The sequence below is a fragment of the Phenylobacterium sp. genome, from assembly GCF_035944335.1.
In the GTDB taxonomy this organism is placed as follows: Bacteria; Pseudomonadota; Alphaproteobacteria; order Caulobacterales; family Caulobacteraceae; genus Phenylobacterium.
Genome location: NZ_DASZBG010000003.1, coordinates 1 through 26,064, shown reverse-complemented (window position 1 = coordinate 26,064; position 26,064 = coordinate 1). Strand labels below are relative to the sequence as shown.

The window sequence follows — 26,064 nt, the reverse complement described above, 5'->3', positions numbered from 1 at the left end:
AAGGCGGACTGCACGTCCTTCAGCAGTTGCTCGAAGGCCGCTCGGTCGCTGGAGGAGACCGCGATCTCGTCGGCCGGCGAATAGCTCTGTCCGGCGCCCGCGAAGCCGCCGCCCCACGGTCCAGCCTGCGGCGCGGGCCCGGCGTCGAAGGGCGAGGCGAAGCCGCCCGCCATCGCCGGCGTCCGCCGCCGGAACAGGCGCATCACGAAGCTGGCGATCAGGCCGAAGATCAGAAGTTGCAACAGGATGGTCAGGAAGCCCCCGCCCATGCCCATGCCGCCGCCATAGCCCCAGCCGCCGCCGAAGCCATGGCCCATCAGCCCGCCGATCAGGCCGCCGGTGACGAGGCCGGTCACCAGCCCCGTGCCGAAGCCCGCCCGTCGCGGGGCGAAGCCGCCGGCGCCTGGCATGTAGCTCGGACCCGCCGGCTGATAGCCGTAGGGCGATGCGCCGCCCGGCGCGCCCGGGGTCATCGAGCGCTGCACCGGGGCGGTGTAACCGGGCGCGGTCGAAGTGGGGCGCGGCGCCGAATAGGTGCGGTAACCGCGGCTGCCGAAGCTGCCGCCGCGGCGGGCGTCGGCCGGCGCGGCGGCGACGAGGGAAATCGCAAGCGCAGCGGTGAGCGCGCCCGTGAGCGTAGTCTTGAGGTTGGACATCTGGCCCTTTTTCTCCAGGCGCCCGGGTCTGTGACGGGTCGCCAGGGCTCTAGATGGGAACCCCGTGGCGCGGCGTCCAGCGCGCGCCGATCACGGCTCCGCTATCCGAGCGGCCGCAGCGAGGAGATGCCGTCGATGCCGAGGCTGCGGGTGTCGCTGACGCTGTCGCGGATGGTCACGCAGCGGCCGCGGTAGCCGGCGTCCTGACAGACCAGCCAGGGACCCGCGCGGCGGTCGATCTGGATCGAGCGGACACGGTCGTTCAGGCCACTGCCCGCGAGGTCCGGCGTCGGGCCCCAGATCTGCACCGGCTGCCCCCGCCAGCTGCGCTGGCCGAACAGGCTGGCCGTCATCTGCTGGCCGCCGCCGCGGCGGTCCCGATAGCCTCGGTCGCCGTAGGCCGGAGCCGCATGGCCGCGGTCGTAGCCCTGACCCTGGCCGGTGTTATAGCCGGGCGGCCCGTTGCTCACCTGTGGCGGCGCGCCGCCGCCCGGACCGATACAGGTCAGGGCCCCGCTGTCGTCCACGAAGATGCCGGTCGAGCAGCTCAGCACATTGATCGAGGAGTCGCCGCCGCCGTGCGCGCCGCGGCAGGTGGCGTGCAGGAACTGGCCCTCCATGCGTATGTTGCTGCATTGCCGCTGGTAGGCGCCGGGCGGCGGCGGGCCGCCATAGGCCGGCTGGGCCAGCGCGGGGGCGGCGGTGACCATCGCCAGGGCCGCGGCCGCCCAAATCTTCCGCATCGCGGTCATACGCATAGCCATCTCCTGCCAAAGCTCGACAGCTAAACGCGCCGAAGCCTCGCGAGGTGGCGGTCCGTCGGGGACGGCGCCACATTAGGCCATTGTCCGCAGGCGGCCTGAACCTCGCATGAAACGAACCCTGGCCCTCGTGGCCCTCGCCGCACCGCTGCTGATCGCCGCCGCGCCGCCGCGCAGCCCCGATGGCCATCCGGACCTCACCGGCGTCTGGACCAATGCCTCGGTGACCCACCTGACCCGGCCCGCCGGGATGGACCGGCTGGTGGTCAGCCCCGCGGAGGCCGCCGTGATCGCCAAGGGCAACCCGCTGGTCCGGAGGATCGCCGCCGACGCCAAGCCGTCGAAGCTCGACGAGAACGTCCTCGACGATGGCGACACCGGCGCCGGCTACAACCTGTTCTGGATCGAGCCCGGCCAGACCCTGGGCCGGGTCAATGGCCAGTACCGCACCTCGTGGATCGTCGATCCCGCCGACGGCCAGCTGCCGCTCTCCGCGGAGGGCCGCAAGCGGATCGCGGCCTCCGCCGCGGCCCACCGCACCGCACTCGCCGAGGGCCCCGAGGCGCTGATGCCCTGGGACCGCTGCCTGATCTCCTCGCGCGGGTCCGGCGGCCCCGGCATGCTCAACAACATCTACAATTCCAACTACCAGATCGTTCAGACGCCGGGCGCGGTCGCGATCGTCGTCGAGATGATCCACGACGTCCGCAACATCCCGGTCTTCCCGACCAAGGCCGCCGCCCTCGCCGGCCACGGTCCCGCCGTTCTGCACCCCTGGCTGGGCGACAGCGTCGGCTGGTGGGAAGGCCCGACCCTGGTCGTCGAGACCCGGAACGTGAACCCCGAGCAGGGTCGCACCGGCCCGCTCTACCTGTCGCCTGACGCGAAGGTCATCGAACGATTCACCCGCGTCTCGGCCGAGCAGATCACCTACGCCTTCGCGGTCGACGACCCGGCCTACTACAGCCGCCCCTGGCGCGCCGAGATGAGCCTCAACGCCCGCAAGGACATGATCTACGAATACGCCTGCCACGAGGGCAACTACGGCCTTGCGGGCGTCCTCGCCGGCGCCCGCAAGGAGCAGACGGCCGCGATCACCGCCCGCTGACCCCGGCCGCCCGAGCCCGGGCGGTCGAGGCCTTCTCCGTATCGGGGTACGATTTTTTCCGGCAAAGCTGCCCGGCCACAGGGGAAGCGCGAGCGATGTCCACCGTCATGCCGCCGGTCCAGCGGGCCAAGCTGAACGGCATCGAGATGGCCTATTACGAGGCCGGGCCGCGCCCAAAGACCTCATCGGCGACGCCCATCGTCCTGTGCCACGGCTTCCCGGAACTGGCCTTCTCGTGGCGCCACCAGATCAAGGCCCTGGCCGACGCCGGCCGCTGGGTGATCGCGCCCGACCAGCGCGGCTATGGCCTGACGCCGGGGCCCCCCGACGTCACCGCCTATGACATGGAGCATCTGACCGGCGACCTCGTGGGCCTGCTCGACCACCTGGACGTCCAGAAGGCCATCTTCGTGGGCCACGACTGGGGCGGCATCGTCGTCTGGCAGCTGCCGCTGATGCATCCCGACCGGGTCGCCGGCGTCATCGGCCTCAACACTCCCTTCATGCCGCGCAGCCCGATCGATCCGATCGCCATCATGCGCAACCGCTTCGGCCCGGACATGTACATCGTCTGGTTCCAGACGCCGGGCGACGCCGATGCGACGCTTGCCGCCGACGTCGACAAGACCATGCGCCTGTTCATGCGCCGGCCCCGCGCCGTCCAGGTCGCCGCCGAGCCCGCCGAAGGCGGCTCCACCTTCGCCTTCAAGGCGCTGCTGCAGCAGTGGGACGGGAACTATCAGCCCGACGCCTTCCTCAGCGAGGACGAGCTCGGCGTCTTCATCCAGGCGTTCCGGCGCACCGGCTTCACCGGCGGCATCAACTGGTACCGCAATTTCACGCGTAACTGGGAACGCTCAGGGGGACTTGCCTCCCGCATCGACGGCCTGCCCTGCCTGATGATCACCGCCGAGAAGGATGCGGTGCTGACCCCGGCGATGGCCGAGCACATGCCCGCCCTCATCGGCGACCTGGAAATGCACATGGTGAAGGACAGTGGCCACTGGACTCAGCAGGAAAAGCCGGACGAGGTGAACCGGCTCATGCTGGACTGGCTAGACAGGCGTTTTCCGAATTAGATTTCCGCTTCCCGAAGTAGATTGGCCCCATGGAACGCAACACGCCGGCCCCCGCCTTCTCCGCCCAAGGAACGCGGCGCGGCCTGTTCCCGGAGAACGAGCCCTTCGCCTCCGGCTGGCTGCCCACCGACGGTCCGCACGAGATCTACTACGAGGAATGCGGCCGGCCTGACGGCAAGCCCTGCGTCATCCTGCACGGCGGCCCTGGCGGGGCGATCAATCCGACCATGCGCAGGTTCTTCGATCCGGCGAAGTGGCGGATGGCGCTGTTCGATCAGCGCGGCTGCGGCAAGAGCCGTCCCAACGCCTCCCTGCAGGACAACACCACCTGGGCGCTGATCGAGGACATCGAGCGGCTGCGCGAGCATCTGGGCGTCGAGAAGTGGTGCGTGTTCGGCGGGTCCTGGGGCTCCACGCTCGCGCTCGCCTACGCCATTACCCATCCCGAGCGGGTGGAGAGCCTGGTGCTGCGCGGGGTCTTCCTGCTCACCGAGCGGGAGCTGAAGTGGTTCTACCAGGACGGCGCCTGCATGCTGTTCCCGGACGCCTGGCAGCGGTTCTGCGCGCCGATCCCCGAGGCCGAGCGCGGCGACATGATGGCCGCCTACCACCGCCGCCTGACCCACCCCGACCGCCGGGTCCAGGCCGAGGCCGCGGCCGCCTGGAGCCAGTGGGAAGGCGACACCATCTCGATCCGCGGACCCGAGGCGCGGCCCTCGAAGTTCAACGAGATCGATTTCGCCATCGCCTTCGCCCGCATCGAGTGCCACTTCTTCGTCAACCGGGGCTTCTTCGGCGCCGACAACTGGGTCCTCGAGAACGCGGCCGCCCTGCAACGCATCCCCGGCTGGATCGTCCAGGGCCGCTTCGACGTGGTGACGCCGATGGAGGCCGCCTGGAAGCTGAAGGCCGCCTGGCCCCGCGCGCGATTCGAGGTGGTCTGGGACGCCGGCCACGCCTCGACCGAGCCCGGCATCGTCGACGCCCTGGTCCGGGCCACCGACCAGGCGCTCGCCGTCTAGCGCAGGGCATCGGTCTTGAGCCGCGCCCAGATCGTGCGGGCCTATCTGAAGGCCATCGAACAGCGGAAGGACGTCACCGCCTTCTACACGCGCGACGTGGTGCAGGAGGAATTTCCCAACCTCCTCAGCCCGACCGGGGCGCGACGCGAGTTCGCCGACCTCAAGGCGGCCGGCAAGCGCGGCCAGAGCGCCCTGAAATCCGAGACCTATGAGATCGTCAGCCTGGTGGAGGCGGGCGACGTCATCGCCTGCGAGATCCTCTGGCGCGGCGTGCTGGCGGTCGCCCTCCGCTCGCTCAAGCCCGGCGACGAGATGCGCGCCCGCTTCGCGGCCTTCTTCGAGTTCGACGGCGACAAGATCCGCCGCCAGCGCAACTACGACTGCTTCGAGCCCTTCTAGCCGCCTTGCTTTCGGCTGCCCGACAGGGTATGTGTATAATACACATCTGGACTACACATCATGCGTACAAACATCGTGATCGATGACCGGCTCATGGCCGAGGCCTTGAAGGCCACCGGCATCCGGACAAAGCGGGAAGCCGTCGAGGCGGGCTTGAGGACCCTGATCCGGTTGCGTCGCCAGGAAGCGATCCGCGAGGCGCGCGGACAACTCGCCTGGACGGGCGATCTCGACGCCATGCGGACGGACGGGTGATCCTCGTCGACTCCAGCGTCTGGATCGATTTCTTCCGCGGCCGGGCCACGCCACAGACCGATCGACTGGACGCCCTGCTCGCGACCGAACCCGTACTGATCGGCGACCTTATGCTCACCGAAGTTCTGCAGGGCTTCACCACCGAGCGCGACTTCGACCGGGCGCTGGATCTGTTGGGTCTGCTGGACCGGGTCAACATCGGCGGCGAAGCCGTGGCCGTCCAGGCTGCGCGTCACTTTCGCCATCTGCGCGCGGCCGGCGTCACCGTGCGCAAGACCATCGACACCTTGATCGCCACCCGCTGCATCGTCGACGGCCACGCCCTGCTCTACAGCGACCGAGACTTCGACCCTTTCGTCGAGCACCTGGGATTGGTCTCGGCCAATCCTTGAGCGGCCCTACATCAGCGAGCCCTTGCCGCTGGTGACCTCGGAATAGCGGTGCACGCGCACCGCCATCACCAGGCCGAAGCCCACCATCACCGTCAGCATCACCGTACCGCCATAGGAGAGCAGCGGCATCGGCACGCCGACCACCGGCGCCAGCCCCATGACCATGGCGCCGTTGATCAGCACATAGAGGGCGAAGGTCACCGTGATCCCGGCGGCCGCCAGCCGTCCGAAGTGGCTGTGCGAGATGTAGGCGGTCCTGAGCGCCATGAAGATCACCGCGGCGTAGAGCAGGATGATGGAGACACAGCCGACGAAGCCGAACTCCTCGGCGAGCGCCGAGAAGATGAAGTCCGTCTGCTTCTCCGGCAGGAAGTTGAGCTGGCTCTGCGAGCCGAGCCCATAGCCCTTGCCGAGTAAGCCCCCCGAGCCCAGGGCGATCTCCGACTGGTGGATGTGATAGCCGGAGCCGGAGAGGTCGCTCTCCGGATTGAGGAAGGTCAGCAGGCGCGCGCGCTGATAGCCGTGCAGGGCGAACATCACCACCGGCGGCACCAGGGCGACCACGCCCAGCACGCCGGCGGCGATGATCTTCCAGGAGAGGCCGCCCAGGATCATGATCACCCCGCCGGTCATCAGGATCAGCAGCGCGGTGCCGAGGTCCGGCTGCTTGGCGACCAGGGCCACCGGCGCCAGGATCAGGAAGGCTGGCCACAGCAGCCACCAGGACCACCGCGCGGTCCTTCCCGAGGCGCCGTGATAGAAGCGCGCCAGGGCGAGAACGAGTCCGATCTTCATGATCTCGGAGGGCTGAATCTGCACCGGCCCGGCCTGCAGCCAGCGCTGGGCGCCCAGGGCGTGGTGACCCACCACCAGCACCGCCGCCAGCAGTAGCAGCCCTATGCCGTAGATCGGGTAGGCGAGCGCGAACCAGATCCGTAGATCGACCAGCGCCAGCACGATCATGATGCCGAAGAACACCACGTAACGGATCAGGTGCGGGGCGGCCCACGGCATCCACTTTGAGCCGTTGATCGAGAACAGCATCATGCCGCCGGCCGTGGCGATCAGGGTCAGGACCAGGCAGAAGATCCAGTCGATCTCGCCCAGCTTGACGATCAGCCGGTCGCGTTCGCCGGGGCGGGTGAGGCCGGTGCTGGTCATGTGGGCGTGGTCGGCTGCGCGGCGAGGCTCGGGTCCACCGGCTGGGCCGGCAGGTCGGGCACCACATCGCCGCTGCCGGGTCCGCTGGGCGCCTCGGGCAGCGGCAGGGGCTTCTCGATCCGCGCCCGCAGCTCGGGGTCCTTCAGGAGGGCGACGCGCATGATCTCGCGGGCCCGCGGCGCCGCGGCGCTGGCGCCGAAGCCGCCGTGCTCGACCAGCACGCTCATGGCGTAGCGCGGCTCGTCATAGGGCGCGAAACAGATGAACCAGGCGTGGTCGCGCTTCTTCCATTCGCCGACCGCGCCGTGCGCGCCGGTGCCGCCGGAATAACCCTGCGACTGGGCGGTGCCGGTCTTGCCGGCCATCTTGATCGGCCCGAGGCCGAGGTCGGAAGCCGCGCCCGCGCCGGTGGCGCCGGCGATGTGCTCGCCCGCCGCCCCGGTCACCGCGGCCATGCCGTTCTTCACGAAATCGATGTGCGCCGGATTGAACGGCAGGTCGCCCCAGTCGGCGCCCGATTTCTGCTCCACCCCGCCGATCGAGCGCACCAGCCGCGGGTGCAGCGCCTTGCGCCCGTTCGCCAACCGCGCGGCCTGCACGCAAAGCTGCAGCGGATTGAGGTGGGTATAGCCCTGGCCAATGCCCATGGAGGGCGTCTCGCCGGGATGCCACACCGGGTCCTTCTTGAAGGTTCGGCGCTTGTAGGCGGTGTCCGGCACCAGGCCCGCCTTCTGCCCCGGGATGCCGATGTCGAAGAGCTGGCCGAGGCCGAACTCGCGGGCCACCCTGGCGATCTTGTCCGGGCCGACGGCCAGGGCGCACTGGTAGAAATAGATGTCGCAGGAGGTGGCGATGGCGGTGTGCAGGTCCTGGGTCCCGTGCGCCTGGTCGCAGTGCCAGGGCCGCCCGCCCCAGAACCACACCTTGTTGCAGACGTGGGTGGTCTTCGGGTCGTAGCCGTTCTCCAGCGCCGCCAGCGCCACCATGGTCTTGAAGGTCGAACCCGGGGGATAGGTGGCGGTCAGCGCCTTGTTGAACAGCGGCTTGCGTTCGTATTCCGCCAGCGCCCGATATTCCGCCCCGGTCAGGCCGCGCACGAAGCGGTTGGCGTCGAAGCTCGGGCCGGAGAACATGCACAGGATGTCGCCGTTGCGGCAGTCCATCATCACCGCCGCCCCGCTCTGGTCGCCGAACACCTGCTCGGCGCGCAGCTGGATGTCGGCGTCGAGGGTGAGCCGGATCTCCTTGCCGGGCACCGCGGGCAGGTCGCCCTCCGGGTCCTGGCGCACCTCGCGGCCGTTGGCGTCCACCTCGACCTTCTGGGCGCCGGGCTTGCCGCGCAGGTCCAGGTCGTAGGCCTTCTCCACGCCCTGCTTGCCGATCCGGAAGCCGGGGTTGAGCATGATCGGCTCGGCGTTGGGGCCGGTGTCGGTGATGTCGTCCTTGTTCACCTTGGCCACGTAGCCGACCACGTGGGCGAAGGCGCCGCCGTGCGGATAGACCCTCACCTCGCCCATGTCCGCGGTCACGCCGGGCAGTTCGGGGGCGCGCAGGTTGATGGCGCTGAACTGCTCCCAGGTCATGTCCTCCATGACCTCCACCGGCGCCCGCTTGGGGGCCGCGGCGATGTCCTTGGTCAGCCGGTCCATGCGCTTGTCGTCGAGCGGCACGAACTCGGCCAGCGTCTTCAGCGTGCCGGGCACGTCGGAACCCTTGTCGCGCGCCACCATCAGCCGGAAGTTCGGGCGGTTGGAGGCCAGCACCACGCCGTTGCGGTCGACGATCAGGCCGCGCGGCGGCGGCATCAGCTTGAAATTGAACTGGTTGGACGCGGAGAGCTTCTCGTAGCGCTGGGTCTCGACGAGCTGCAGCTGCGCCAGCCGCCCGCTCAGCGCGGCCAGGCCCACGCCCGCGATGCCGCCCAGCACGAACGCCCGGCGATGGAATATCCCCTGCCGCTCGTTGACCTCTTCGAAGAAGATGGCGGGTTGTGCCATCAGTCGCCCCCCGGACGAGCGCTCATCGGAACCGAACGTCGGCGTCTTCGAACATGTCGATGAGCCGGTAAGCAAAGGGATAAAGCACGATTGTGGCGAGGTATTGCCATGCGGTGGCCAGCAGGCTGGGCATGGCCTTGTCGCGCAGCGCCACGATCAGGAAGCCCGCCCCCATCGCCAGCGCGGTGACGACGGCGTACCAGATCCACATCGCGCCGCGGCTCTGGCCGGCGGTCATGCTGCGTCCGCCCAGCACCAGGGCGTAGGCGATCAGCAGGATCAAGGCCCACAGCCCCACAGCCCCGCCCCACAGGATATCCAGGAACAGCCCCATGATCACCGCCGCCACCGGCGCCAGGATCGAGGGCCGGATCACGCCCCATGCGAACACCGCCGCCATCGGGAACACCGGCTCGGGAAGCTGCAGGCCCCAGAGCTGCAGGGGAATGGCGAAGAGCACCGTCACCCCCAGCGCCTGGACCATGGGCACGCCCAGCCAGCGCCAGGGCTCGAGCGAGCGGACCGCGCTCAATGGGGGGGCTCGTCGGAGCCGGCGCCCGTCGTGTCGGCCGCGGGTTTGGGCGCGGAGGACTTGGCCGGGGGTTTGGCGGCGGGCTTGGTCGTCGTGGACTTGGCGGTCGGCGGCTTGGTTGTCGCCGGCGTCTTGGCCGCCGCCGCGGTCTTGCCGTCGGTGGGCTTGGCCGATGCGCCGGACTTCGTCGTCGCGGCCTTGGCGTCAGGCTTGGCGGCCCCCGTCGTGGCCGGGGGCTTGGCCGGCGGCGTCGCGGCCGGTTTGGCGGTTCCGGTCGCGGGCTTCGGTGCGGCGGCCGGCGGAGCCGCTGGGATCACGCCGACCGTCTGAGCGCCCACGGTGGGTGGCGGCACGTGCTTCTCGGCCAGCTCCTTCTGGTTCACCAGCTGGGTGAAGTCCTCGAACAGCAGGATGCGCACGAAGTCGATCGGCGACTTGTCGGCGGCCAGCACCACCCGCCAGCGGCCGTCGAGGCCCTTCACCGCCGTGCCCACCGGCAGGCCGCGCGGCATCACCCCGCCGTCGCCGGAGGTCATCACCCGGTCGCCCTCGCGCACCGGGTTCTGGCCACGCAGGTAGTCGAGCTTCGGATTGGGGCCGCCGTCGCCGGTCAGGATGGCGCGTGCATTGGTGCGGTCGATCATCACCGGGATCTTCGAGGCCGTGTCGGTGGTCAGCAGCACCCGGCTCGCGCCGGTGGTGACGCCCATGATCCGGCCCACCAGACCGTTCTCGCTCAGCACAGGATTGCCGACCTGGACGCCCTTTTCCTTGCCGGCGTTGGCCAGGCGGGTGTTGGCGAACGGTCCGCGGCTGTCCAGCACCACGCGGGCGGCGACCATCGGGATCGGCGGATCGGTCTTCAGGCCCAGGATGGTGCGATAGCGCGTGTTTTCGTTCTTCAGCGCATAGGCCACGTCACGCCACTGGCTCATCTCCTTGAGTTCGGCCTTGAGCCGGCGGTTCTCGGAGATGGCGAAGAAGTAGCCCTTCACGGCCTCGATGCCGTCGCCGGTCCAGCGGCCGGGCGCCGACAGCGCATCGCCCACCGGCGTCAGCACCCGGTCGGCCACGCCCCGGGTCGCGCCATAGGCTTCCGCGCGGAAGGTCTCGCGGCGGTCGGAGACCAGGACCGCGACCACCGCCACGATGGCGACGATCACCGCGATCGCCGCCGTCCAGGTCAGCGGGACCTTCAGTTCACCAAGCGGGCTGTCCCGTAAGGACACTTAGAGGACCTCGTCTTCAGCGGTTCGCGGCAGCCCCCCGCCGGTCCAGCCGGAGCGTGAGTCGCGAGGCCCTAGGCTAGCGTGGATTCGAGCACGCCCTTCATCCATTTCGGATGTTCGAGCACCTTGCCGCAGCCGAGCGCGACGCAGCTCAAGGGGTCGTCGGCCACGGTCACCGGCAGGCCGGTGTGATCGCGGATCTCGGCGTCTAGGCCGCGTAGCAGCGCGCCGCCGCCGGTCAGCATGATGCCCTTGTCGGCGATGTCGGAGGCGAGCTCCGGCGGGGTGGCTTCCAGGGCCATCTTCACCGCGTCGACGATCTGGCCGACCGGCTCCGACAGGGCGTCGGACGCCTGCTTCTCGCTGATCCGCACTTCGCGCGGCACGCCTTGCATCAGGTCGCGGCCCTTGACCTCGATCGAGAGGCCCTCGCCGTCGGCCGGCGCCCGGGCGGTGCCGATCTCCTTCTTGATCCGCTCGGCGGTGGTCTCGCCGATCAAGAGGTTATGGTTGCGGCGCATGTAGGAGATGATCGCCTCGTCCATCTTGTCGCCGCCCACCCGCACCGAGCGCGAATAGACGATGCCCGACAGCGACAGCACGGCCACCTCGGTGGTGCCGCCGCCGATGTCCACCACCATCGAACCGGTCGGCTCGTGGATCGGCAGGCCCGCGCCGATCGCAGCCGCCATCGGCTCGTCGATCAGGCCCACGCGCCGGCCGCCGGCGTTCAGGCAGCTGTCATTGATGGCGCGGCGTTCCACGGCGGTGGCGCCTGACGGCACGCACACGATCACCTTGGGGTTCACGAAGCCCTTGCGGTTGTGAACCTTGCGGATGAAGTACTTGATCATCTCCTCGGCGACTTCGAAGTCGGCGATCACCCCGTCGCGCATGGGGCGGATGGCTTCCATGTGGCCAGGCGTGCGCCCGAGCATCTGCTTGGCCTCGATGCCCACCGCGTGGACCACCTTGCGGCCGCCCACGTTGCGGAGCGCCACCACGGAGGGCTCGTTGAGCACAATCCCCTTACCCTTCATGTAGATGAGGGTGTTGGCGGTGCCGAGGTCGATGGCGATGTCGTTGGAGATCGCGCCGAAGAGGGATGAGATCATCGAGGGCCCTGAAGACTAGGGGCTGGAAGGCGGTGTCCGCCGGTGGCTCCGCAACAACCCTGGCGACGCGTGCATAGTGCGTCGAGTCGTTGCTTTGTCCGGCAGGCTTGTCGTCCCCTTGCCCTGCCCCATGGTCGAATTCAAGGCTTAATGAGCTGTGTGCGCTCTCCCGTCGCGCGCGAGTTTTTTTGCAAGGGCTCGCCTCTCAATCGCCACGAAGCGGGACACTAGGGCCAAACGCCGGTCACAACCGCGTCATCGGGCGGGCGCGCCCAATGGAATCACGCGGATCGCGGTCACCATCCGGGCCGAACGCGCCGGGCGCAGATCGCCTCCTTGGCGCTCAGCGCCGCCCCGTCATCGTCTCACTCCACGGCCAGGATGACGTGCGGCGCCTTGATCAGCGCGGTGATCGGATCGCCCACCGCGATCTCCAGCGCCTTGGCGCTTTCCAGGGTGATGGTCGCCACCAGGGTCTTGCCCGCTCCAACGTCCACGGAGACCTCGCTGTTCACCGCCCCGTCGTCGCGCCCCGCCACGCGGCCGGCGATCTGGTTGCGCGCGGAGGTCCTGAGGTTCTCGCCCTTGGCCAGCAGCACGAAGCTCGACTTGATCAGGGCGATGGCCGGAGCGCCGACCCTGAGCCCCAGGTCCTCGACGCTGCGGCGGGTGAGCACGGCGACGATCTCCACCCCCTCGCCGATGCGCAGGATCACCTCGCTCGACACCGCGCCCTCGCTGATATGGCTGATCTCGCCCCTCAGGGCGTTTCGCGCGCTCGTCCGCATGCCAAGGCTCCAGAAAAGGTCCCGCGCGGTCTCGCCGGCCAGTCCAGCTTCCAGCTTCGCCAGCGCCGCGTCGATCTCGGTCTGCACGCGGTGGAAGGCGGCGACCACGTCGCGGCCCTTCTGGGTCACCGCCGCCGCGCCGCCGGCCTTGCCGCCCGGCGCGGCCTCGATCAGCGGCGCCTCGAACAGGTTGTTCAGCGCCTGCACGATGTCCCAGGCGCCCTTGTAGCTGAGCCCCAGCCGCCGGGCGGCCGCGGTGATGGAGCCCAACTCATCTATCGCTTGAATGAGCTCCACCCGTTCCAGGCTGACCCGCGGCGACAGGCCCCGTTTCATGCCGACGCTGACGTGGATCCGCGGCTCGTTCATGCGCCGGCCTCCAGCCCCGCGGCCAGGGCCGCGCGCGCCAGGGTGCGCACCTGGCCATCCGACAGCCTGGCCAGCGGATCGGCCGAGGCGGCGTCATGGGTCGCCGCCAGCCGGCCGGCCTCCATCCGCACCACCCGATCGGCCAGCCGCGCCACCTCCAGCGCGTCGTGGCTGACGTAGATCACCGGCAGGCGCAGGCTACGGTGCAGCTGCTCGAGATGCGGCAGGACCTCGGCCTTGCTGGCCGCGTCCAGGCTCGACAGCGGCTCGTCCATCAGGAGCAGGATCGGCTTGGCCAGCAGCGCCCGGCCGATCGCCGCCCGTTGCCGCTCGCCGCCGGACAGCGCCTCGGGCGAGCGGTGCAGCAGGGGCCCGAGGCCCAGCATGGCGACCACCTCGTCATAGGCCGGCCCCGGCCGGTCGCCGGCGCGCCGGGCGGCATAGTCCAGGTTGGCCTTCACCGAGAGGTGCGGCAGGAGGCTCGGCTCCTGGAACACATAGCCGACGCCCCGGCGCCAGGTGGGCGTGAAGACGCCCGCGTCCTGCCAGACCGCCTCGCCGACCGCGACCTCGCCCTGCGCCCGCGCCAGGCCCGCCAGGCAGCGCAGCAGCGTCGTCTTGCCCGATCCGCTCGGCCCCACCAGGGCAGTGACGCCGGTGGCCGGGATGACGGCCTGGGCGTCGAGCCGGAAGTCCCCGAACGCGCCCGCGAGGCGGAAGCGGATCTCGCTCATCGCCGGCGCCCGCCAAACAGCCCCGCCTGGCGCCGCTCGAGCATCAGCAGGGCGAACAGCACCAGGAAGGCGAACAGCACAAGCCCAGCCGCCAGCCGGTGCGCCTCGCCGAACTGCAGGGACTCCACCAGCTGATAGATGCGGATCGACACCACCTCGGTCTTGCCGGGGATGCCCCCGCCGATCATCAGCACCACGCCGAACTCGCCCACCGTATGGGCGAACACCAGCACCGCGGCGGTGATGAAGCCGCTGCGGGCCAGCGGCAGGGCCACGGTGAAGACGCTGTCCAGCGGGCTCGCCCGAAGCGTCGCGGCGACCTCCAGGGGGCGGGCGCCGATGGCCTCGAAGGCGTTGCGGATCGGCTGCACGGCGAACGGCAGGGAGTAGATCACCGAGCCGATGACCAGGCCCGTGAAGGTGAAGGCCAGGGTCCGCACCCCGAACGGATGCAAGAGGCTCATCAGCGGGCTCTGCGGTCCGAGCGCGATCAGCAGGTAGAAACCCAGCACCGTCGGCGGCAGCACGATCGGCAGCGAGACCACCGCGGCCACCGCCTCCTTCCACCAGCCGCGCCCCCGCGCCAGCCACCAGCCTATGGGCGCGGCGATCGCCAGCAGCAGCAGGGTCGTCAGCCCGGCCAGCTCGACCGTGGTCAAGACGACCTGCCCCACTCAGCGGACCTCGTAGCCGTAGCGCTTGATGATCGCGATCGCCTGCGGCCCCTTGAGGAACGCCAGGAACGCCTTGGCCGCCGGATTCTTGGCGCCGGTGAACAGCAGGATCGCCTGCTGATCGATCGGCGCGTGGTCCGTGGCCGGGACCAGCCAGCGCGAGCCGCCCGGATCGTTGATCACCTGCGACAGCGCCACGAAGCCCAGCTCCGCCGCCCCGGTCGCCGTGAACTGGTAGGCCTGGGTCAGCGAGGACCCCATGACCATCTTCGGCTTCACCGCGTCATAGACCCCGAGCCGCCGCATCGTCTGGACCGCGGCCACCCCGTACGGCGCCGCCGCCGGATCGGCGATGGCCAGCTTGTTGAACCGGCCGGTCTTCAGCACCGCGCCGGCCGCATCGACCAGGCCTGGCGTCTTGGAGAACAGCACCAGCCGGCCGATGGCGTAGGTGAACCGCGTCCCCGGCACGCCCAGCCCGTCCTGCTCGGCCTTCTTCGGCCGGTCGGCGTCCGCGGAAAGGAACACCTCGTAGGGCGCGCCGTGCGCCATCTGGGTATAGAACTGGCCCGAGGCGCCGAAGCTGAGGATCGCCTTGTGGCCGGTCGCGGCGGTGAAGGCCGCGGCGATCTCCTTGGCGGGTTCGGTGAAATTGGCCGCGACCGCCACCTGGGTGTCCTCGGCCATCGCCGGGGCGGCGAGGCTGGCGAACAGCAGCCCCAGGACGGCGCCGATCCGCGGCAGGCGGCGACGTGTCATGGCGGCGGCGCCTCGCATCAGAAGGCCATCTGCGAACGCAGGGCGACGGCGTGGTAGTGCTGGCCCACCTGGGCCCCCACGGGCGTCTGGAAGGTGGTCGCCGAGGGCGACAGCCGGTCGACCCGCACGTCCTGGACCTCCAGCATGAAGCGGACCACCGGGTTCAGGTACCAGTTGGCGCCCAGGGTCACGATCCGCTGGTCGCCGCCCCGCACGGCGTCGGCCGGGGGCGCGGTCCCCGGCGCGCCCGGGTGGTAGTTCAGGTCGATGTCGGAGTAGCGGGCCGCCAGCTCCAGCGCCCCCCAGGTCCCGTCCGTCAGGCTGAGCGGGTGGTCGACGGGCGGCCCGTCGAAGGAGAAGTTGCCGGTGTTGTAGCGGCGCTTCTCGCCCGTGAGGATCCAACTGGCCTCCACATAGAATCCGGTGAACCTCGGGTTCGAGACCCCGACCGGCGCCAGCCGTCGCTCGATCGTGAAGCGGTCGTATTCGCCCTCGACCCACAGGTTGGCGTACTGGGCGGCGAATTCCAGTCCGGCCACCGAGGCGTGCCGCGCATCGATCGCGCCGGTCGAGACCAGCCGCGTGCCGTCGACGCGCAACTCCGGCCGCTCCTGGATGGTGATCGGATAGCGGCCGGCGACCACGTCGGGTCCGCCGGCGTCGGCGGGCCTCGCCACATAGGCGCCGTGCACGCCCACGTGCACCAGGGCGTCATCGGTGAGCACCGGCAGATAGACCAGGCGGCCGATGTAGCCGAGCTGGCTGTCGAAGGGCTGGGACACGCCCGTCGCCTGGGAGTTCACCACGCCCACCAGCCGGCCGGTGATCGCGGCGTTGGCGTACCAGCGCTCGCCCGCGGCCCAGACCTCGCCGGCCTCGCGGAAATCGCCGCCGGCCAGGCTGCGGGTCATGTCGGCTTCAGCCGGCCGCTCGACGAACGGTTGGCCGTTGGTCGGGCCCTGGTCCTCCAGGCCGATGGACGGCGGATAGGCGCCGATCCGCAGGTGGAAGGGCTTCAACCCCGAGTACTGCAGCCAGAGCTCCTGGACATGGCCGGCGTCCTCTTCGCCGGCCCCGCCGAACTCGAACAGCACCTGGTACTCGATATCGCCATAGACCTTCCCGTCGAAGCCGATGCGGGCGCGGCGGAAATTGCTGCCGGACGACAGGTCGCGCGCATGGGCCGTGTCGGCCGCGGCCGCGCCGCGCCGGAAGTCCGCGGTGACAGGGCCGGGATCGGCCTGCAGGTACTGGGCGACGTCGAACTGCATCACGCCGTGCAGGGTGGCGGAGAAGCGGCCGTCGGCGCTCTGGATCGAGGGCTTGCCGGCCAGGATGGTCGCCCCGCCGCTCCAGTTCGAGGTCTGCACGACCGGCGCCGCCGCGGGCGGCGGCGGGGGCAGGGTCGGAGCCGCGGCCACGACGACCGGCCGGGGCGTCGCCTCATGGGCTTCGAGGTTTTCCACCCGATCGTTCAGCGCCTTCACCTGCGCCTTCAGGATGGCGATCTCTTCGTCGCGGGGATCGGGATTCGGCGCGGCCTGCGCCGCCGAGGCAAGCACACCCAGGCTCGCTCCCATCAGGAGCGCCCTCATCATCAGTCTCATTGCGTCAACCCCAACGCGTTATGTAGTCCCATTGCATAACGCCGGGCGGCAAAGGTCAATGGCGGGCTTCGGCCGGCGGTTTCAGCGCCGCCGCGCGCGGCCTTCGCTGATGGCGCTGAGCGCCTCGAAGTCCTCGTCGGCCAGCTGGATCGCGGCCGCGGCGACGTTCTCGCGCAGGTGCGCGATGCGGCTGGTCCCCGGGATCGGCAGCATCACCGGGCTGCGGCGCAGCAACCAGGCGAGCGCCAGTTGGGTCGGCGAGGAGTCGTATTTCGCCGCCACCCGCTGCAGGGTCTCATTGGAGAGCACGCTGCCCTGGCCCAGCGGATACCACGGCATAAAGCCGACGCCGTGGGCCTCGCACCAGTCGAGCACCGCCTCGGAGTGCCGGTTGGCGACATTGTAGAGGTTCTGCACCGTCGCCACGGGGAAGTGCTTCTGGGCCGCCTCGATCTCCTCGATGCCCACTTCCGAGAGCCCGGCGTGGCGGACCACGCCCTCGCGGATCAGGGTGGCGATGGCGTCGAACTGCTCGCCTATCGGCACCCTCGGGTCGACGCGGTGCAACTGCCACAGGTCCAGCGTCTTGACCCCCAGCCGCCGCGCCGAGAGCTTGGCCGACTGGATCAGGTATTCGGGCCGGCCGAGCGGGATCCAGGCGTAGGGCGCCGGGCGCGCATAGCCGCCCTTGGTGGCGACGACCAGGCCCTTGGGATAGGGCGCCAGGGCGTCGTGGATCGCCTGTTCGCTGGTGTGCGGGCCATAGCTGTCGGCGGTGTCGATGAGGTTGACGCCGAGCTTGGCGGCCTCGCGCAGCAGGTCGAGCGCCGCCGGGCGGTCCTCGGCCTCGCCCCAGACGTCCTTGCCCGCGACCCATAGGGCGCCGAAGCCCAGCCGGTTGACGGTGAGGTCGCCGCCGATCGCGAACTGCCCGCTCGCCGCGGCCGTGGGTTGCGCCATGGGGACCTCCATCTGTCGGAAGGGTTAGCAGCGTTCGCGCCGCGGGGGCTAGCCCAGCGCGGTCATCGCCACGCCGACCGCCGCCAGGGCCCCGCCGGTGAGCTGCCGCAGGCGGAGCCGCTCCTTGAACAGCCGCCGCGCTGTGGCCGCCGCGATCGGCGCCTCGATGACGCCCACCGCCCGCACCGGCCCGGCCGGCGCCAGCGCCAGGGCGGCGAACCAGCAGGCCGAGGCCGCCGCGCCGAAGAACCCCGCCCCCAGCGATGGCCGCCAGGCCCGCGCCACAGCCATGAGGGCGGTCGGCCTGAGCCCGGCCAGCGCCGTCACCAGGATCAGCGACTGGATCGCCTGGGCCACGCAGACCGAGGCCGTGGCCGAAAAGATCGGATGGCCGGGATCGAGCGCCCGGCCCGCCTCGCGATAGGCGTTGAGCGCCACGGCGAAAGCCGCCCCCGAGGCCAGGCCCAGGAGCACGCCCAGCCCCGCGCCCTGCATCTGGTCGCGCCGGGGCCAAGACAGGATCGCCAGGCCTGCCGTGGTCACGGCGATGCCGATCCAGGCGCGGCTGTGCAGGGCGTCGCCCAGCAGGGCCCAACCGAAGATCGCCGCCAGCGGCAGGGACGACTGCTGCATCACCGTGGCCACCGCGAAGCCGGCGCGGCGCATGGCGACGAGCAGCGCCGCGGTCGCCGCCATCTGGGCGATCGCCCCGCTGGTCACGGCGAGCGCGAACCGGGCGCTCAGATGCGGCACGGGCGCCTGGCTGATCATCGCCGCGACGGCGAAGATCGCCAGCGAGAACGGCAGGCCGAACAGGAAGCGCACCAGCGTCGCACCCCACGGCCCGGCGTCGCCCACCAGCCCGCGCTGCAACGCATTGCGCGCCACCTGCAGCGGCGCAGCCGCCGCGGTCAAAACGATCCACAACATCTTCGGCTGTCATCCCGGTTTTCGCGCAGCGTAAGACCGGGACCCCTTGCGCCGGATCGCGCCGTGGGCCCTCGGCCAGACCTGGCGCTGAGGGTCCCGGACAGGCGCTGCGCGCCTTCCGGGATGACACGCGTAGGGTATGCCTAGAACCCGCTCGCCACCTTGCCCGGCGCACTCTTCTCCTTGCGGGCCATGAGGTTGTTCAGCGCGTTGACGTAGGCCTTGGCCGACGCCGTGAGCGTGTCGGTGTCGGCCGCCTGGCCGGTGGCGATCCGGCCGTCCTCCTCGAGGCGCACCGAGACCTGGGCCTGGGCGTCGGTGCCCTCGGTGACGGCGTGCACCTGGAACAGCCTCAGCACGGCCTCGTGCGGCGCCACGGCGTGGATGGCGTTGAACACCGCGTCCACCGGCCCGTCGCCCGTCGCATTGGACGACTTTTCCTCGCCCTCGATGGTCACCGTCAGGAAGGCCTCCTGCGGCCCCTCGGTGCCGGCGATCACCCGCAGGTGCTTGACCTGGATGCGGTCGGCGGAGCTGGCCAGCGCATCGTCCACCAGGGCCACGATGTCGTCCTCGAAGACGTGCTTCTTCTTGTCGGCCAGGTCCTTGAAGCGCTGGAAGGCCTCGTTGAGCGCGTTCTGGCCCAGTTCGTAGCCCAACTCCTTCAGCTTCTCGCGGAAGGCGTGGCGGCCGGAGTGCTTGCCCATCACCAGGCTCGAGGGCGCCTGGCCGACGTCCTCCGGGCGCATGATCTCGTAGGTCTCGCGGTTCTTCAGCATCCCGTCCTGGTGGATGCCGCTCTCGTGGGCGAAGGCGTTCTTGCCGACGATCGCCTTGTTGAACTGCACCGGGAAGCCGGTGATCGCCGAGACGTAGCGGCTGGCCCGGGTGATGTGCTGGGTCTCGATGCCGGTATGGTAGGGCAGCCGGTCGCCGCGCACCTTCAGCGCCATGACGATCTCTTCCAGCGCCGCATTGCCGGCCCGCTCGCCCAGGCCGTTGATGGCGCATTCCACCTGCCGCGCCCCGCCCTGCACGCCGGCCAGGCTGTTGGCCACCGCCAGGCCCAGGTCGTTGTGGCAGTGGGTGGAGAAGACCACCTTGTCCGAGCCCTCCACCGTCTGGATCATCTCGCGGAACAGGTCGGCGTATTCGCTGGGATAGGTGTAGCCCACGGTGTCGGGCAGGTTGATCGTGGTGGCGCCGGCCTTGATGGCGATCTCGATGGCCCGGCGCAGGAAGTCCGGGTCGCTGCGGGTGGCGTCCTCGGCCGACCACTCGATGTCGTCGCGCAGGTTGCGGGCATAGCCGACGGTGCGGGCGATGGCGTCCAGCACCTCGGCCGGCTCCATCTGCAGCTTGTGCTTCATGTGCAGGGCGCTGGTGGCGATGACGATGTGGATGCGGCCGCGCCTGGCCGGCTTGATCGCCTCGGCGCAGCGGTCGATGTCCATCTGATGGGCCCGGCAAAGGCCCGCGACGGTGCTGTCCCTGACGATCTTGGATATCTCGTGGACCGCCTCGAAGTCGCCGTTGGAGGCGATCGGGAAGCCGGCCTCGATGACGTCGACCTTCATCTCCTCGAGGATCTTGGCGAGTTCCAGCTTCTCCTCCAGCGACATGGAGGCGCCGGGCGACTGCTCGCCGTCGCGCATGGTGGTGTCGAAGATGATGACGCGATCGGCCGCCATGGCGGTCTTGGCGGCGGATGCGGCTACGGGTGTGTCGGCGATAGGCATGGGGGCGATCTCTTCGCGAAGTTCAGGTGGGGCGGGCGAGGTTGCTGATGCCCCTGAGCGCCCGGCCGCGAAGGTTGCGCAGCCTAACGGGTCGCCCAGGGGCGGCTAAGCCCCAGCGAGAGAAGAAGCAGGCCGTGAAGCTGCGAACGCATGCGATGCGTGTACTGAAATCGCCGCTTCGCCGCAAGCATCTTGCGCCAAGCGCGGCCTTAAGCCGCCATTTCGGCAAGAACCTTGCGCACGGCAGGCCGCTCGCCGACCCGTTGCGAATGCTCGTGGAGCCGTCGGAACTGGCGCGGATCGACGCCGTCGTCCTGCAGCCAGCCGAACAGGGTGAAGAGGTAGCCGTCGCAGACGGAATAGTCGCCACCCATCACCCAGGGGCCTTCGAACATCTCGTCCTCGATCAGGCGGAAGCAGTCGATCTCGTTCTCCGCGACCTTGGCGGTCATGTCGGCGAAGGAGCTCTTCTCCGTCGCCCAGCGGTAGCCGCGGTGCTTGTGGGCATGGGCCACGTGCACGGTTGCGCAGAGATAGCTGTTGAAGGCGTGCGCCTGAGCCCGCGCCCAGGCGTCGACCGGAAGCAGCCCCGCTGCTGGGTGCGTCTCGGGGATGTAGGAGAGGATCGCCGGCGTCTCGGTCAAGACACCGTGGTCGGTGACCAGCGCGGGCACCCGGCCCTTCGGATTGACCCTCAGGTACTCCGGCTTCCGCTGGTCGCCGTCGCGCGTGCTCATGACGACGAGCTCATAGTCCGCGCCCGCCTCCTCCAGCGCGATCAGCGAGGCCAGCGAACAGGAACCCCAGGCGTGGAACAGCTTCATCATGGCCCCGATATCCCCTCTGGCCCCTCGCGGCGCTTGAGCCAGATCCTCGCGAACCAGCCGATCGCCAGCCAGATCGCCACCACCGCCGCCAGCGCCGCGAAGTGGCCGCCGTGGCCTTCGCCGCGCATCACCCGGGCCAGCGAATTGCCGGCAAAGCAAGTGAGCGCGATCTTCGGCACGATGCCCACGCCCGTGCCCAGCGTGAAATCCATCACCCGCATCGGCGTCACCCCGGCCGCCATATTGACCACGATGAATGGCGCCGAGGGCACCAGCCGCACGATCAGGCTGGCCAGGAAGCCGTTGCGGCCGACCAGCGCCATGAACTGCTTCAGCCCCTCGCCGGAGAAGCTCGCCAGGGTCCGCGCCCCGGCGATCCGGCCCAGGTAGAAGCCGACCAGCGACGAGACCATGGTCCCGATCCAGCTATAGGCGAACCCGGCCCAGGGCCCGAAGGCCACCACCGCGGCGGCGATCAGCATGAACTGCGGCACGCCCACGAAAGCCAGGATCGCGAAGGCGGCCACCGCGACCGGCAAGGCCCACGGCCCGCTCGCCGCCCCCAGCCAGTGCTCGACCGTCGCCTCGCCGTTGAAGCCCAGCACCTGGGCCCCGAACAGGAAGACCAGCCCCACCCCGCCGAACAGCACGAAGGAGACCAGCAGCGCCCGCCAGGCCTTGGAGTCCATGTTCGAGAGGAAGGCGAGGAGCCGGCGCATCGGGGCTCTCATATCCGAGTTGCACCGCGTCGCAACAACGCCGGTTCCCGCGAGGGGCGGCTTAGGCTACACCCGCGCCCATCCGCACACCCCAGCCCGGGAGACCTGCCGGTCATGTCGTTGCAGTCCGCCGCCCTGTCGCGCGTCAAGCCGTCCGCCACCCTGGCGGCCGACCAGAAGGGCCGCGAGCTGAAGGCCCAGGGCCGCGACGTGATCAGCCTGGCGGCCGGCGAGCCCGACTTCGACACGCCGCAGAACATCAAGGACGCCGCCATCAAGGCGATCTCCGACGGCAAGACCAAGTACACCAACGTCGACGGCATCCCGGAGCTGAAGGAGGCGATCTGCGCCAAGTTCGCCCGCGAGAACGGCCTGAGCTACAAGCCCTCCCAGGTGAACGTCTCGCCGGGCGGCAAGCCCGTGATCTGGAACGCCATGCTGGCCACCTTGAATCCCGGCGACGAGGTCATCGTGCCGACCCCCTACTGGGTCAGCTACTGGGACATCGTGCTGCTGGCCGGCGGCGAGCCCAAGGCGGTGATGACCAGCGCCGAGCAGGGCTTCAAGGTGCAGCCCGAGCAGCTCGAGGCGGCGATCGGACCCAAGACCCGCTGGATCATCCTCAACTCGCCATCCAACCCCTCGGGCGCGGCCTACACCAAGGCCGAGCTCAGGGCGCTGGCCGACGTGCTGATGAAGCATCCGCAGGTCTGGATCCTCACCGACGACATGTACGAGCACCTGGTGTTCGACGACTTCGAATTCTGGACCATCGCCCAGGTGGAGCCCGGCCTCTACGACCGCACCCTGACCATGAACGGGGTCTCCAAGGCCTATGCCATGACCGGCTGGCGGATCGGCTACGCGGCCGGCCCCGAGCCGTTGATCAAGCTGATGGCCAAGGTGATGAGCCAGACCACCTCGAACCCCTCCTCCATCTCCCAATGGGCGGCGGTCGAGGCGCTGAACGGGCCGCAGGATTTCATCAAGCCCAACGCCCGCCTGTTCCAGGAGCGGCGCGACCTGGTGGTCTCCATGTTGAACCAGGCCAACGGCATCGCCTGCCCGACGCCGGAAGGCGCCTTCTACGTCTATCCCTCGGTGAAGGGCCTGATCGGCAAGACCGCGCCGTCGGGCAAGGTCATCGGCTCGGACGAGGACTTCGCCGTGGAGCTGCTGGAGACCGAGGGCGTCTCTGTGGTGTTCGGCGCAGCCTTCGGCCTGTCGCCGCACTTCCGGATCAGCTACGCCACCGCCAATGCGGTGCTGGAGGACGCCTGCAGCCGCATCCAGCGATTCTGCGGCGCGGTGCGCTAGGGTCGGCGCCCCTCGACCCAGCTCGGCTGGAAATCGCTGTTCAGCAGCCACTCGACGGGCCCGACCAGCGAGCCGATCACCTGGTCCATGAAGGCCAGGTCCACATGGTCCAGATCGTCGGTGGCGCTGTGATAGGTCGGCGTCAGCGGCCAGGCGCTGACCGTCTGGGCGACCACCCCCTTCAGCGCCAGCTGATAGTTGTCCGAGCGGCGGAAGAAGTTCTCCTGCGGATAGGGATCCGGCGCGATCAGCGCGCCGTGCGCCTTCAGCGCCGGGCCGAGGTCCGAGCGCTCCCAGCCGGTGAGCATCAGGAAGCCCGGCTGCTTGGGGTCGTTGACCCCGATCATCTCGAATTCAAGATTGGCCACGAGGTCGCTGAGCGCACCGGGCGGATGGGCGCGGAAGTACTGGGCGCCGAGGCCGCCCTCCTCCTCGCAGCCGAACAGGGCGAAATAGACCGTGCGCTGCGGCCGGGGACCTGACCCCAGGATGCGGGCGAACTCCAGCACCGCGGCGGTGCCCGAGGCGTCGTCGTTCGCGCCGTGGAAGATCACGCCCTCGCGGACCCCCAGGTGGTCATAGTGGGCGCTGAGCAGGATCGCGTGGCGGTCGGCGTCGCGCGCCGCGCCGTGGATCACGCCCACCACATTGTAGGTCCGCCGCGCCTGGTCGGGCGCCCGCGGCGCCGACAGGCGAGCCTCGCCCGCGGTCACCGCGCGCAGGGCGGCCATGGCCTCGGGCCTGGCGATGATGATCACCTGGCCGGATGGCATGGGCGGCGGATCGGCGCCCAGCACCACCGTCGGACCCGGCGGCCGGCCGACCGCCTGGGCCCAACCGGCCAGGATCCGCGCATTGGGCGGGCTGACCACCGCCAGGGCGCCGCTGCGGAACAGGCTGGCTACGCCGGCCGGGTCGAACGCGGGGCTGTCGTAGATTACCAGCTCGCCCGCCACGTTCGGCGCGGCGGCCTGGGCGTCGGTCACCCGCACGGCGGGCGCGTCGAGCGCCGGCGGCGCCGCGCCGACCAACATGTCGCGGCCCTGCTCCAGGCGGATGGGCGGGCCGCCGGCCGAGATCTCCAGGGTCGGGGTCTGGGCGAAGGCGGGCGTCAAGAGGTCGACCGGCTGCAGATAGTCGCCGCGCGCGAAGGCCCCACGTACGCCCAGGCGCTTCAGCTCGGCGCTGACAAATCGGGCGGCGGCGTTCTCGTCGGCGGTGCCGCACTTGCGGCCGCGCAGCTCATCGCCGGCCAGCCGCTGCATGTCGGCCTGCACGCAGGCCGCGCAGATCGGCGGCGCGCCGGCCGCCAGGCTCGCCGGCGCGGCCGCAGCCACGGCCAGCGCCGCGGAAAAAAGCTTCAACGCCCTCACCCAGGCCTCCCCGATCGCCGCCCTTTGTCGGGCGGACTTGGGGCGCGACCCTGCCATGCGGCCGCGGGGACCGCCAGGGCGAGGGCGTCGGAGCCTGGAGGGGCCTAGTGCTTCTCGCGCCAGGCGTCCTTGGCGGCGTCCTTGGTCATGTTCAGGCAGAGCTTTTCGTCTTCCACATGGTCGACCCAGCTCACCGGGATCATGTGGTGCTTGAAGCCCGCGCCGAGGTCCATCTTGGCCAGCTCGATCTCCTCGCCGATCAGCTTGTCGACCCGGCCGACGTGGCCGCCGTCGGAGCCGACGACTTCCATGTGTTCGCGGATTTCGGAAGATTGGATCATGCTTGCGCCTCGTCTCTTCGTTGAGCTGAGGTAACCAGCGGGATCAGGCGGGAGTTGCGCGCGTGGCCGAGCCAATCAATCTCAACAAGGCGAAGAAGGCCCGCGCCCAGGCCGAGGCCCGGCGCCAGGCCGCCGAGAACCGCGTCCGCTTCGGCCGCACCAAGGTCGAGAAGACCGTAACAAAGCTCCAGGCTGAAAAAGCCGCCCGCGCCCACGATCAGGCCAAGCGCGAGGACTAGCGGGCGGGCGGCCCCTGATCCCGCGCGTCCGGCGGGATCGAATTGTAGATCGCCGGCGCGGGCAGGTTGAGCCGCCGCCGGACGCTCTCCAGCGGCTCGCCCATCAGCCGCTCGTAGTCCTCGCCCAGGAGCCAGGCCGCGGCCTGGCCGCGCCGATAGCCTTCCCAGATCGCGCCCACGTAGGGATAAGTCCTGGCCTTGCGGGCCCTGAGCGCCGAGACCGCGGCGATGAACGCCCAGCCGAGGCCGCGGGTCTGGGCGTAGGAGAAGGCCACCAGGCAGGCCTCGCCCAGGCCGTCTCGGCCATAGCCGCTCAGCACATGCCAGATGTCGTGCACGTCGCGGGTGCGCCGCCCGAACCAGGCGTAGGGATGCGGCTCGTCGATATGGGTGGCGCCGGTGCGGCTCACCTCGGCGAGGCCTTCGGCGGAGAGTTGTTCGGCGCGCACGAAGCTGCGGTAGGCCGCGCCCAGCGAGCCCTCCGGCAGGCTGTCCAGCCAGGCGTCGTCCATCAGCGCCTCGGCGAACTCCGCCCGCTCATAGGCGATGCGCCCGCCCTGCGCCGTGGTCAGCAGCCGGTGGTAGCCGCGCGCCGTGGAGGTCCCGTTGAGCGCCCGCATGATCTCGAACACCTGGGCGGTGTCTTCCTTGTCCGCCAGCAGGCGGCGCATCGCGCGCAGCGCGTGCAGCCAGTCCTGCCTCGGCCGGGTGGCGCGATAGGCGCCGGCGGAGGGCTGGCCAGAGGACTGAACCGTGTCGAGCAGGGCCATGGCGGTATCCCGTGCGTGAGCCATGAAAATGACGCATGCGTCATCTTTTGGCAAGCCTCACCTCACAGGGTTTGATTTTGCCGCCCGAACCGGCGCAGATCAGGTCCATGCCCGGCCTGCGCAAACGCTCCGTCCTGTTGTCCGGCCACGCGACCTCCATCGCCCTGGAGCCGGCGTTCTGGGCCGTGCTCGACGAGATGGCCAAGGCGCAG

General features: G+C 69.9%; 27 protein-coding genes and 2 pseudogenes. 9 read left to right on the top strand and 20 right to left on the bottom strand.

From position 1 onward, the window contains the following. A pseudogene (locus tag VGT80_RS00340) lies at positions 1-656 on the bottom strand (hypothetical protein); the annotation flags it as partial. 101 nt (positions 657-757) lie between these two features. Beyond that, positions 758-1,414 carry a beta/gamma crystallin-related protein gene (locus VGT80_RS00335; protein WP_327451855.1) on the bottom strand — a complete coding sequence of 219 codons (657 nt, stop codon included), beginning with the start codon at positions 1,412-1,414 and terminating at the stop codon, positions 758-760. Between the two features lie 112 nt (positions 1,415-1,526). On the opposite strand from VGT80_RS00335, the gene VGT80_RS00330 reads away from it, so the two are divergent. The 6 genes from VGT80_RS00330 (at position 1,527) to vapC (ending at position 5,672) form a co-directional block, all read left to right on the top strand. Next, a complete protein-coding gene (locus VGT80_RS00330; RefSeq protein WP_327451853.1) occupies positions 1,527-2,525 on the top strand; it encodes a hypothetical protein in 999 nt (332 codons plus the stop codon). Positions 2,526-2,620: 95 nt separating this feature from the next. Then, the gene (locus tag VGT80_RS00325) at positions 2,621-3,604 is read left to right on the top strand and encodes an alpha/beta hydrolase (protein ID WP_327451851.1); all 984 of its coding nucleotides are present in this window, start codon (positions 2,621-2,623) and stop codon (positions 3,602-3,604) included. Positions 3,605-3,633: 29 nt separating this feature from the next. Further along, positions 3,634-4,626 carry a prolyl aminopeptidase gene (gene pip, locus VGT80_RS00320; RefSeq protein WP_327451849.1) on the top strand — a complete coding sequence of 331 codons (993 nt, stop codon included), beginning with the start codon at positions 3,634-3,636 and terminating at the stop codon, positions 4,624-4,626. A gap of 15 nt (positions 4,627-4,641) precedes the next feature. Continuing rightward, a complete protein-coding gene (locus tag VGT80_RS00315) occupies positions 4,642-5,025 on the top strand; it encodes a nuclear transport factor 2 family protein (RefSeq protein WP_327451847.1) in 384 nt (127 codons plus the stop codon). A gap of 60 nt (positions 5,026-5,085) precedes the next feature. Continuing rightward, complete coding sequence (locus VGT80_RS00310; protein WP_327451845.1) at positions 5,086-5,280, top strand: type II toxin-antitoxin system VapB family antitoxin; 195 nt, start codon at positions 5,086-5,088, stop codon at positions 5,278-5,280. Continuing rightward, a complete protein-coding gene (gene vapC, locus VGT80_RS00305) occupies positions 5,277-5,672 on the top strand; it encodes a type II toxin-antitoxin system VapC family toxin (protein WP_327451844.1) in 396 nt (131 codons plus the stop codon). The genes VGT80_RS00310 and vapC overlap by 4 nt, the downstream gene beginning before the upstream one ends. 6 nt (positions 5,673-5,678) lie before the next feature. Here vapC and rodA read toward each other — a convergent pair whose 3' ends face one another. The 15 genes and pseudogenes from rodA to VGT80_RS00230 form a co-directional block, all read right to left on the bottom strand. Continuing rightward, the gene (gene rodA, locus VGT80_RS00300) at positions 5,679-6,833 is read right to left on the bottom strand and encodes a rod shape-determining protein RodA (RefSeq protein ID WP_327451843.1); all 1,155 of its coding nucleotides are present in this window, start codon (positions 6,831-6,833) and stop codon (positions 5,679-5,681) included. Then, positions 6,830-8,830, bottom strand: coding sequence for a penicillin-binding protein 2 (gene mrdA, locus VGT80_RS00295; protein ID WP_327451841.1), 2,001 nt, complete (start codon positions 8,828-8,830; stop codon positions 6,830-6,832). The genes rodA and mrdA overlap by 4 nt, the downstream gene beginning before the upstream one ends. 22 nt (positions 8,831-8,852) lie before the next feature. Beyond that, positions 8,853-9,362 carry a hypothetical protein gene (locus tag VGT80_RS00290; RefSeq protein WP_327451839.1) on the bottom strand — a complete coding sequence of 170 codons (510 nt, stop codon included), beginning with the start codon at positions 9,360-9,362 and terminating at the stop codon, positions 8,853-8,855. Between the two features lie 209 nt (positions 9,363-9,571). Next, positions 9,572-10,591: pseudogene (gene mreC, locus VGT80_RS00285) on the bottom strand (rod shape-determining protein MreC); the annotation flags it as partial. Positions 10,592-10,662: 71 nt separating this feature from the next. After that, positions 10,663-11,706, bottom strand: coding sequence for a rod shape-determining protein (locus VGT80_RS00280; protein ID WP_012522835.1), 1,044 nt, complete (start codon positions 11,704-11,706; stop codon positions 10,663-10,665). 365 nt (positions 11,707-12,071) lie between these two features. After that, positions 12,072-12,863 (bottom strand): TOBE domain-containing protein, encoded by a 792-nt coding sequence (locus VGT80_RS00275; RefSeq protein WP_327451817.1) that lies wholly within the window; start codon positions 12,861-12,863, stop codon positions 12,072-12,074. Further along, positions 12,860-13,597 carry a molybdenum ABC transporter ATP-binding protein gene (locus tag VGT80_RS00270; protein ID WP_327451815.1) on the bottom strand — a complete coding sequence of 246 codons (738 nt, stop codon included), beginning with the start codon at positions 13,595-13,597 and terminating at the stop codon, positions 12,860-12,862. Before VGT80_RS00270 ends, VGT80_RS00275 begins: the two co-directional genes overlap by 4 nt. Beyond that, positions 13,594-14,271, bottom strand: a complete 678-nt coding sequence (gene modB / locus VGT80_RS00265; protein WP_327451813.1) for a molybdate ABC transporter permease subunit — start codon at positions 14,269-14,271, stop codon at positions 13,594-13,596. Before modB ends, VGT80_RS00270 begins: the two co-directional genes overlap by 4 nt. Next, positions 14,272-15,030, bottom strand: a complete 759-nt coding sequence (gene modA, locus VGT80_RS00260) for a molybdate ABC transporter substrate-binding protein (RefSeq protein WP_327451811.1) — start codon at positions 15,028-15,030, stop codon at positions 14,272-14,274. A 17-nt stretch (positions 15,031-15,047) separates the two neighbouring features. Further along, complete coding sequence (locus tag VGT80_RS00255) at positions 15,048-16,628, bottom strand: OprO/OprP family phosphate-selective porin (protein WP_327451809.1); 1,581 nt, start codon at positions 16,626-16,628, stop codon at positions 15,048-15,050. Positions 16,629-16,718: 90 nt separating this feature from the next. Next, entirely contained in the window at positions 16,719-17,597 is an 879-nt protein-coding gene (locus tag VGT80_RS00250; protein ID WP_327451807.1) for an aldo/keto reductase, read from the bottom strand. A gap of 48 nt (positions 17,598-17,645) precedes the next feature. Further along, positions 17,646-18,527 carry an EamA family transporter gene (locus VGT80_RS00245; RefSeq protein WP_327451805.1) on the bottom strand — a complete coding sequence of 294 codons (882 nt, stop codon included), beginning with the start codon at positions 18,525-18,527 and terminating at the stop codon, positions 17,646-17,648. A gap of 143 nt (positions 18,528-18,670) precedes the next feature. After that, positions 18,671-20,218, bottom strand: coding sequence for a 2-isopropylmalate synthase (locus VGT80_RS00240; protein WP_327451859.1), 1,548 nt, complete (start codon positions 20,216-20,218; stop codon positions 18,671-18,673). Between the two features lie 257 nt (positions 20,219-20,475). Continuing rightward, on the bottom strand, positions 20,476-21,093 hold the full coding sequence (locus VGT80_RS00235; protein ID WP_327451803.1) for a glutathione S-transferase family protein: 618 nt from the start codon (positions 21,091-21,093) through the stop codon (positions 20,476-20,478). Then, positions 21,090-21,812, bottom strand: a complete 723-nt coding sequence (locus tag VGT80_RS00230; RefSeq protein ID WP_327451802.1) for a TVP38/TMEM64 family protein — start codon at positions 21,810-21,812, stop codon at positions 21,090-21,092. The genes VGT80_RS00235 and VGT80_RS00230 overlap by 4 nt, the downstream gene beginning before the upstream one ends. Before the next feature lie 114 nt (positions 21,813-21,926). Between VGT80_RS00230 and VGT80_RS00225 the strand changes: the two genes are divergently transcribed. Then, positions 21,927-23,129, top strand: coding sequence for a pyridoxal phosphate-dependent aminotransferase (locus tag VGT80_RS00225; protein ID WP_327451801.1), 1,203 nt, complete (start codon positions 21,927-21,929; stop codon positions 23,127-23,129). On the opposite strand, the gene VGT80_RS00220 is transcribed toward VGT80_RS00225, so the two are convergent. Next, positions 23,126-24,493: a M28 family metallopeptidase gene (locus tag VGT80_RS00220; RefSeq protein ID WP_327451800.1), complete on the bottom strand. Its 1,368-nt coding sequence runs from the start codon at positions 24,491-24,493 to the stop codon at positions 23,126-23,128. The genes VGT80_RS00225 and VGT80_RS00220 overlap by 4 nt on opposite strands. Before the next feature lie 113 nt (positions 24,494-24,606). Next, positions 24,607-24,843, bottom strand: a complete 237-nt coding sequence (locus VGT80_RS00215; RefSeq protein ID WP_327451798.1) for a DUF2171 domain-containing protein — start codon at positions 24,841-24,843, stop codon at positions 24,607-24,609. Positions 24,844-24,905: 62 nt separating this feature from the next. Here VGT80_RS00215 and VGT80_RS00210 point away from each other — a divergent pair, with 62 nt between their 5' ends. Beyond that, on the top strand, positions 24,906-25,082 hold the full coding sequence (locus VGT80_RS00210) for a DUF4169 family protein (protein WP_327451796.1): 177 nt from the start codon (positions 24,906-24,908) through the stop codon (positions 25,080-25,082). Here the strand turns inward: VGT80_RS00210 and VGT80_RS00205 are convergent. Beyond that, complete coding sequence (locus tag VGT80_RS00205) at positions 25,079-25,852, bottom strand: Coq4 family protein (RefSeq protein WP_327451794.1); 774 nt, start codon at positions 25,850-25,852, stop codon at positions 25,079-25,081. The genes VGT80_RS00210 and VGT80_RS00205 overlap by 4 nt on opposite strands. Positions 25,853-25,887: 35 nt before the next feature. On the opposite strand from VGT80_RS00205, the gene VGT80_RS18595 reads away from it, so the two are divergent. Then, the coding region (locus VGT80_RS18595) for a ribbon-helix-helix domain-containing protein (RefSeq protein WP_414693879.1) at positions 25,888-26,064 on the top strand (177 nt) is incomplete at its 3' end.

Coding starts and splice junctions, on each gene's coding strand:
- VGT80_RS00335 (WP_327451855.1), bottom strand. CDS start 1,414: ATGCGTATGACCGCGATGCGGAAGATTTGGGCGGCCGCGGCCCTGGCG.
- VGT80_RS00330 (WP_327451853.1), top strand. CDS start 1,527: ATGAAACGAACCCTGGCCCTCGTGGCCCTCGCCGCACCGCTGCTGATC.
- VGT80_RS00325 (WP_327451851.1), top strand. CDS start 2,621: ATGTCCACCGTCATGCCGCCGGTCCAGCGGGCCAAGCTGAACGGCATC.
- pip (WP_327451849.1), top strand. CDS start 3,634: ATGGAACGCAACACGCCGGCCCCCGCCTTCTCCGCCCAAGGAACGCGG.
- VGT80_RS00310 (WP_327451845.1), top strand. CDS start 5,086: ATGCGTACAAACATCGTGATCGATGACCGGCTCATGGCCGAGGCCTTG.
- rodA (WP_327451843.1), bottom strand. CDS start 6,833: ATGACCAGCACCGGCCTCACCCGCCCCGGCGAACGCGACCGGCTGATC.
- mrdA (WP_327451841.1), bottom strand. CDS start 8,830: ATGGCACAACCCGCCATCTTCTTCGAAGAGGTCAACGAGCGGCAGGGG.
- VGT80_RS00280 (WP_012522835.1), bottom strand. CDS start 11,706: ATGATCTCATCCCTCTTCGGCGCGATCTCCAACGACATCGCCATCGAC.
- VGT80_RS00275 (WP_327451817.1), bottom strand. CDS start 12,863: ATGAACGAGCCGCGGATCCACGTCAGCGTCGGCATGAAACGGGGCCTG.
- VGT80_RS00270 (WP_327451815.1), bottom strand. CDS start 13,597: ATGAGCGAGATCCGCTTCCGCCTCGCGGGCGCGTTCGGGGACTTCCGG.
- modA (WP_327451811.1), bottom strand. CDS start 15,030: ATGACACGTCGCCGCCTGCCGCGGATCGGCGCCGTCCTGGGGCTGCTG.
- VGT80_RS00255 (WP_327451809.1), bottom strand. CDS start 16,628: ATGATGAGGGCGCTCCTGATGGGAGCGAGCCTGGGTGTGCTTGCCTCG.
- VGT80_RS00250 (WP_327451807.1), bottom strand. CDS start 17,597: ATGGCGCAACCCACGGCCGCGGCGAGCGGGCAGTTCGCGATCGGCGGC.
- VGT80_RS00245 (WP_327451805.1), bottom strand. CDS start 18,527: ATGTTGTGGATCGTTTTGACCGCGGCGGCTGCGCCGCTGCAGGTGGCG.
- VGT80_RS00240 (WP_327451859.1), bottom strand. CDS start 20,218: ATGGCGGCCGATCGCGTCATCATCTTCGACACCACCATGCGCGACGGC.
- VGT80_RS00235 (WP_327451803.1), bottom strand. CDS start 21,093: ATGATGAAGCTGTTCCACGCCTGGGGTTCCTGTTCGCTGGCCTCGCTG.
- VGT80_RS00230 (WP_327451802.1), bottom strand. CDS start 21,812: ATGCGCCGGCTCCTCGCCTTCCTCTCGAACATGGACTCCAAGGCCTGG.
- VGT80_RS00225 (WP_327451801.1), top strand. CDS start 21,927: ATGTCGTTGCAGTCCGCCGCCCTGTCGCGCGTCAAGCCGTCCGCCACC.
- VGT80_RS00215 (WP_327451798.1), bottom strand. CDS start 24,843: ATGATCCAATCTTCCGAAATCCGCGAACACATGGAAGTCGTCGGCTCC.
- VGT80_RS00205 (WP_327451794.1), bottom strand. CDS start 25,852: ATGGCCCTGCTCGACACGGTTCAGTCCTCTGGCCAGCCCTCCGCCGGC.